The 7,303-nt window shown below is 60.0% G+C and carries 5 protein-coding genes and 1 tRNA gene; all 6 read right to left on the reverse strand.

Annotated elements, in window-relative coordinates; translation table 11 throughout:
- Window positions 1–23 precede the first annotated feature (23 nt).
- Window positions 24–99, reverse strand: a tRNA-Ala gene (locus tag V8Z78_RS26800).
- A gap of 147 nt (window positions 100–246) precedes the next feature.
- On the reverse strand, window positions 247–582 hold the full coding sequence (locus V8Z78_RS26805; RefSeq protein WP_039050540.1) for a P-II family nitrogen regulator: 336 nt from the start codon (window positions 580–582) through the stop codon (window positions 247–249).
- A 20-nt stretch (window positions 583–602) separates the two neighbouring features.
- Window positions 603–3,692 carry an efflux RND transporter permease subunit gene (locus V8Z78_RS26810; protein ID WP_003061132.1) on the reverse strand — a complete coding sequence of 1,030 codons (3,090 nt, stop codon included), beginning with the start codon at window positions 3,690–3,692 and terminating at the stop codon, window positions 603–605.
- 4 nt (window positions 3,693–3,696) lie between these two features.
- Window positions 3,697–4,902, reverse strand: coding sequence for an efflux RND transporter periplasmic adaptor subunit (locus V8Z78_RS26815; protein ID WP_003061135.1), 1,206 nt, complete (start codon window positions 4,900–4,902; stop codon window positions 3,697–3,699).
- A 46-nt stretch (window positions 4,903–4,948) separates the two neighbouring features.
- A complete protein-coding gene (locus V8Z78_RS26820) occupies window positions 4,949–6,220 on the reverse strand; it encodes a TolC family protein (protein ID WP_046462730.1) in 1,272 nt (423 codons plus the stop codon).
- A gap of 349 nt (window positions 6,221–6,569) precedes the next feature.
- On the reverse strand, window positions 6,570–6,968 hold the full coding sequence (locus V8Z78_RS26825; RefSeq protein ID WP_012837584.1) for a hypothetical protein: 399 nt from the start codon (window positions 6,966–6,968) through the stop codon (window positions 6,570–6,572).
- Between the last annotated feature and the right edge of the window lie 335 nt (window positions 6,969–7,303).

Genomic DNA, 7,303 nt, shown 5'->3' on the forward strand with positions numbered 1-7,303 from the left:
TTGCGACTCGCCGTCATTAATTTTGGTGGAGGTAAACGGGATCGAACCGATGACCTCTTGCATGCCATGCAAGCGCTCTCCCAGCTGAGCTATACCCCCTGAAGCAATGAAACAGTGTTTCTCTGCTGCAATGCAAAAATTGTAGCACAGGGTTTTCGCCAGTTTTTCCAAACTTCCAACATTTTGTCGAAAGCATGAAAAAAGGGATGCAGAGAGCATCCCTTTTTCTTTCAGTGCCAAGCCTGATCAGCTCACGGCGCCGCCGTCACGGATACGGTGCATCTCGCCGATATCCACCGTCCAGACCAGACCGTCGCCGATCTGCCCGGTGCGGCAGGCCGCGACGATGGCTTCGCGAATCGCCCCCACCATGGATTCCTCCACGATTACGCAGACCATGAGCTTGTCCGAAAAATCGGTCAGCTCATCCTTGACCGTACGCTTGTCCACGGCCGCGGGGGCCGTAAAGCCCTCGGCCTTGAAAATCGTCACACCCGGAAAGTTCGGAATCGCACGCAGCTCGGTACGTAGGCGCTCCAACCGGCTGGGACGCACGATGGCGCGGATTTCTTTCATCGTCATCGGATCACTCCTTTCTCAAATCAAGCCTCGGTCGGCTTCTCGTCAAACCAGCGGTACAGCGTGGGCAGCACCACCAGCGTCAACAAAGTCGAGGTAATCAAACCACCGATCACCACGATCGCCAAGGGACGCTGAACTTCGGAGCCAGGACCCGTCGCAAACAGGAATGGCACCAGACCCAGCAAAGCCACGGTTGCGGTCATCATCACAGGGCGGAAACGCTGAGTACAACCTTCGCGCACGGCTTCGGCCACGTCCATGCCGTCCTGACGCAGTTGGCGAATGCTGGATACAAGCACCACGCCGTTCAGCACAGCAATACCCCACAGGGCAATAAAGCCCACCGATGCCGGCACGCTCACATATTCGCCAGTGACAAACAAGCCAATCAGGCCGCCAATCGAAGCAAAGGGCAGCACCAGAATGATCAGGCTTGCCAGCTTGATGGAGTTGAACAGCAGGAACAGCAGGAAGAAGATGGCCACGATGGTCAGCGGCACGATCACCTGCAGCGTGCCCATGGCGCGCTCCATGTTTTCGAACTGACCGCCGAACTTGAAGTAATAGCCGTCGGGCAGCTTGACTTCCTTGTCCAGGCGCTGCTCGACCTCGGCAACAAAGCCAGCCAGGTCACGCCCTTCCACGTTCGCGCCCACCACCACGCGGCGCTTGCCACCTTCGCGGCTGATTTGCGCGGGGCCATCGACCAGTTCAATCCTGGCCAGACTGCTCAGCGGCACTTGCGCGCCAGCCGCCGTGGTCAGCAGCGTTGCGCCAATGGCTTCAGGCGATCCCCGATAGGACTCGGGGAAACGCACCACGACCGAGTAACGACGCTCACCCTCATACAAGGTCGTCACGTCCTTGCCGCCAATGGCGGACTCCAGCAGGCTTTGCACATCGGCAACGTTCAGACCGTGACGAGCAATCGCCTTGCGGTCGATATCCACCGTCAGAGCCTGCTGACCCGAGAGTCGCTCGATACGTATGTCCGTACTGCCGGAGACGCTCTTCAGAATGCGCGCCACCTGCTCGGAGACTTCCTTGAGGTCTTCAAGCTCGTCCCCGAACACCTTCACGGCCAGTTGCGAGCGCACGCCGGTCACCATTTCATCCACACGCTCGGAGATGGGCTGGGACAGCACAATCTGCACGCCGGGAATCTTGGACAGGCGCTGACGAATCTCTTCGTCGATCTCATCCTGGGTACGCTCGGACTCGGGGTCCAGCAGCACGATGGGGTCAGACTCATTGGGGCCAGCAGGATCGGCTGGCGATTCGCCACGTCCCAGCTTGGACACCACGGACTTCACGCCGGGCACCTGCGCCACTTCCTTCATGGCAGCCATTTCCATGCGAATGGATTCATCCAGGGAAATGCTGGGCACGCGGTTGATCTGCGGTGTCAGCGCGCCTTCCTTCATGGTCGGCATGAAAGACTTGCCCAGGAACGGGAACAGGCCCAGCGATCCGATCAGCAAAGCCACGGCCACGGCCAGCGTCAGGCGGTTGCGTGCAGTCGCACCGTCAAGCAGACGCAGATAGTGGCGCTTGAGGAAGCCAATCAGCTTGGTATCGTGATCGGCACCGCCCTTGAGGAAGTAGGAACACAGCACGGGCGACAGGAACAGCGACACGGCCAGCGAGATCGCCAGAGCCATGGCAATGGTCAGCGCCAGCGGTCCGAACATCTTGCCTTCAATACCTTGCAGCGTCATCAGCGGCAGGAACACCAAGATGATGATGGCAATACCGAAGATGGTGGGGGTAGCAACTTCCACGGTGGCCGACAGCACGGTGCGAATGCGCTCGCCGCGCGAATTGCCCGCCTGCCCCAGCTTGTGGAAGACGTTTTCAACCACCACCACGGTGGCATCCACCATCAGACCAATGGCAATCGCCAAGCCACCCAAGGACATCAGATTGGCCGAAATGCCGTACTTGTTCATCATGATGAAGGTGGTCAGCGGCGTGATGATCAGCGTCGCCACCACAATCAGGCTGGAACGCACATCGCCCAGGAAGATGAACAGCACCACCACCACCAGGAAGATGCCCTCAATCAGCACCTTGCCCACGGTCCAGAGAGCGGAATCCACCAGATCGGTACGGTCATAGTAAGGAACGATCTGCAGGCCGCCAGGCAGCATGCCCTTGGAGTTGATCTCCTCCACACGCTCCTTCACGCGGGTCACGACTTCCTTGGCATTGCCGCCGCGCATCATCAGCACAATGCCCGAAACGCCCTCGGTATAGCCGCCCTTGATGATGGCACCCTGTCGCACCTCGGCATCAATCTGCACCTTGGCCACATCACGCACATAGACCGGCACTCCTCCCTGCTCCTTGAGCACGATGTTGCCGATATCGTCCAGCGTGCGGATCATGCCCACGCCGCGAATCAGATACTGCTCGGTCACCTGCGGCAGGATGCCGCCGCTGGCATTGGCATTGTTGTCCGCCACGGCTTGCACCACCTGACGCACGCTCAGGTTGTAGTGACGCAGGCGGGCAGGATCGACCAGCACCTGGTACTGCTTGACATATCCGCCCTGAGAGTTGATTTCAGCCACACCGGGAATGGATCGCAGCAACGGACGCGCCACCCAGTCCTGAATGGTGCGACGCTCCGTCAACTCGGCCTGGGTCAGCTCGCGCTTGCCATCATCGGGATGGTCCAGCGTGTACTGGTAGACCTCACCCAGGCCGGTGGATACCGGCCCCAATACCGGCACGATGCCTTCAGGCATGCGTGGCGTGACTTCGATCAGACGCTCCGTCACCAACTGCCGGGCAAAGTACACATCGGTCGCATCGGTAAACACCAACGTGATGATGGACAGACCGCTCTTGTTGAGCGAGCGCATCTCTGCCAACCCGGGCAGCCCCGTCATGGCGATTTCGAGAGGCACGGTCACAAAACGCTCGATCTCCTCGGGCGAACGACCAGGGGCTTCGGTGGCAACCTGAACCTGCACATTGGTCACATCGGGGAAAGCATCCACCGACAGATTCATGGCGGCACGCAGGCCAAAGCCACACATCACCAGCGCCAGCACGACCACCACCAGCCGCTGCGATAGCGCGGCACGAATCATGGAGGCAATCATGGGCTTACTCCAGTTCTGCGCGCTTGCGCTCGTTGTTCAGGTGGAATGCACCTTCGACCACGATCTGGGAGCCTTCGCTCAACCCCTTGAGCACAGGTCGCAGACCACCGCTGGCCGCCCCCAACTCCACCGGAGTCAGGCGATAGTGGTTTTCGGCTTTCTTGACGTAGACATGATCCTTGTCGTTCTCGCGAACCACCGCCAGCGACGGGATTGCCAGAGTCTTCTCCATGGCCCCCTGGATCTTCATGGTGGCCAGCATCTGGGGCTTGAGCGCCAGATCTTTGTTGTCCACCTGAGTGCGAATGGTCACGGTGCGGGTTTCGGGGGACACGGTGTCACCCACGTAGATGATCTTGCCCGAGATGGGTGTCTCCTCGACGGTCAGCCCCAGCGCCGGCACATCGATCTGCACGTTCTGGCCAGTCTGCACGCTGCGCGCAATTTGCTCGGGCAGGGCGCCCACCACCCAGACATTGGAGAGATCTGCCACAGTGAACAGAGGGTCCCCCGGCTGCGCCACCTGACCCTGGCTGACCTGGCGCTCGATCACAATACCTGCAGCAGAAGCCGTGATGGCGGCATTCGGGGCCACATTGCCCTTGGCGCGCAAACTGCTCAGCGCATCGGCGGACAAGCCCATCAGCTTGAGCTGATCGCCTGCCGCCCTCAACTCTGCGCGCGCAATCTGCACTTCCGATTCGCGACGCAGCAGTTCTGCAGAGCCGATCACATCGGCAGCAATCAGCTGACGCGCCCGCTCTACGGAGCGCTCTGCCAGAGTTGCCGTGGCGCTGGCACGCATATAGGCCAGTTGAGCCGTGGTCAGCTCGGGGCTGGCGACGCGCGCCAGGGTCTGACCAGCTTTGACGCGATCGCCGGTTTCGGCCAGCACCTCGGTCACACGCCCTGTCACGGCCGCACCGATGCGGGTGACCTTGCGTTCGTTGGCTTCAATGCGACCGGCAACTTCCTGCACCGATGCAACCTCGGCCTGCGTTACCGCGGCGGTCTTGAAGTTGGTTGCCATTTCGGCTGAGACAACCACCTCCATGGGGTCAAGCTCGGCCTTGGTATCTGCTGCAGCAACCGCAGCAGCCGGCTCCTCCTTGCCGCAGCCAGTCAGGGTCAATGTTGTCAGCCCGGCCAACGCCAGTGCCAGAACCAGAGAGGCGGGACGCGCAGTCCTGGAGTGATGATGAGAAGACATAAAGCGAATTCAAAAAATACGAAAACGTGGTCTTGACTTTGAAAGCTCAAAGCGAGGAAGGCTGGGCATAGCGGCCAGCCAGAAAATCCAGTTCAATCCGGGCGGATTGCAGCTGATAACGGGCTTCAAGCAAATCGGCGCGTACCGTGCGCAGCACGCGCTGGGCGTCCAGCACATCCAGAATGCCGCGCTCGCCGAAGCGGTAGGCAGCCTCGGCTACGCGCAAGGCCGATTCGGCCTCGCGCACCGCGCCCTCGCTCAGGGCCTTGGTGCGCACCTGCGCCATTTCCATGACCTTCCAGGCCTGCAACATTTGCTGCTCAAGTTCGGCCTTGCGACCTTCCATGCGCAGGCGAGCACGCTCGGCTTCCGAAGCAGCCTCATCAATCGGACCGCGACGCTGGTCGAACAGCGGAATCTGCATGCTCACGCCGATGGTGTTATTGCGGATATCGGGCTCTCGCGTCTGCGCGTAACGCAGCTCAAGACCCGGCCAACGGCTGGCTTTGGCACCGTTCTTCTGCGCTTCGGCCTTGTCCACCTCGGACTGCAGCTGCAGCAGCTCCGGATGGGACTGCCAGTTGATGTTCTGCAACTGCACTGTCTCCACCGGATCCTGCAGAGACAGGGCCAGATCAAAGCGATTGGGCAACTGGCCTGCCGCCAGACGATTGAGCGTGAGCTGGGATTGCTCGGCCAGCAAACGGGCAGACTGCTCCTGCTGACGAGCGTTGATCAGTTCGGCATCGGCCTTGATGATTTCGTAACGCGCCGCCTCACCGCTGGAAACACGCACGCGTACACGCTCATGGGCCTGTTCCAGCAGCTTGACGGCATCGTAGGCGGCCTGTGCCTGCGCCTGTCGCAGCACCACCTCGTAGGCCTTGAGCTTGACCTGGGCCACGAGTGCATTGCGCGACGCAGCAATCTGGTGCACGGATGCTCGCTGCCCGGCTTGCGCCGCCTCGATACGAGCAGCGCGCACGGAAGGCATTTCTATGGGAACCGAGATCCCCATGGTCTGCACATTGCCGGGCGTGGCCGATGCCAGACGCGCCTTGTTGTCGCCGCGACTCCACTCCAGCTTGGGGTTGGGCAGCGCGCCAGCGCTGACCACGGCGGCCTGAGCCGTGAAGCTCGACTGCTGCACTGAGCGCAGTTCGGGATTGTTGTCCAGCACGGTCTGCACCAGCTGCGTCAAAGTCAGCTTGGGCTGCACCTGATCTGAAATGGTGCTGCTGATTTGTGGTGTGCCATGAGCATTGGTCTGAGCATGCGCAGCCAGAGCTGCGGCGAGACACAGGCCGAACACGGCCACGCGTTTGGGGCTTCGCAATGGTGTATGGCCAGAAGAATTCTTACTGGCCTTGGCCGGTAAAGAAGCCGGCACTATCGATCTATTGAACATAGAACACAGCTGCCTTCTTGAGGGCAGATAAAGTGAGGAAAGGGTCGGAAACCCGTCATGCACATGCGGTGGCCGCCGCATGCGATGCAGGATCAGTTACACCTGAGCAGGTGAAGCCGCCCCAGACCTGTCTCAGAGCCATGCTCTGCAGACAAGCACATTCCAGGCCAGCAGGCGCTGGAATAACGGGCGGCAGGTATCGGGGGTCTAAAAAGCCCAGCGCAAACGTTCTGACGTGATGACGTCAGCTGAGCTGGAGCTAGCCTGCCTGCGGCAGGCCGAGACTTGGCGGACGCAACATGCTTTCCGGCCAGGGATGAGTCGGGTGCACCACATGCCCCTGAGGAGGCACCCGGACATCGGCCACACCTACAGCTACCGCTTCAGGAGGGCCAAACAATTCATTGCGATCATCCTGGGCCGGATTGAGCTCGGCAGTGCGATGTGGACGGTGAATGGAGAACTCCACCGTATCTTCTTCCACATCGTCCTCGAACTCCTGCAGCACATCGACACCGTATTCGTGCGGCTCTGCGTCGAGTACATAAGCCATGGCCACCACATCTTGCGAACCTGCCGGCCACATGGCGATGAGTTGCACCCCGATGATGGAGGCAAACATCAGCAGCGACAGCAGAAAGGAAGACGCCGGACGCATGGATCGAAGGAGCTGTGGTTAAACGAACAACAATGAAGGGATGAGACAGTCACCGGGAAGCAGGCCCAATGGTGACAAGATGGTGTACCGATTGGCAGCAAAAGTTCCCGCATGGAAAACTTTTGTCAACATCTGTAAGGGTGAACGATAGCGTATCGCCATAGCACTTGCATGGCAAGGGTATCTTGCTAGAAAGTCAGGAGCACATCAAATCTGCCAGAGCGCCACAGACAAGAAAAAAGCCGCAATCAATTGCTTGATTGCGGCTTTTTGAATCTGGCGGAGTGGACGGGACTCGAACCCGCGACCCCCGGCGTGACAGGCCGGTATTCTAA

The organism is Comamonas sp. wu1-DMT (assembly GCF_040187805.1).
Lineage (GTDB): Bacteria > Pseudomonadota > Gammaproteobacteria > Burkholderiales > Burkholderiaceae_C > Comamonas > Comamonas thiooxydans.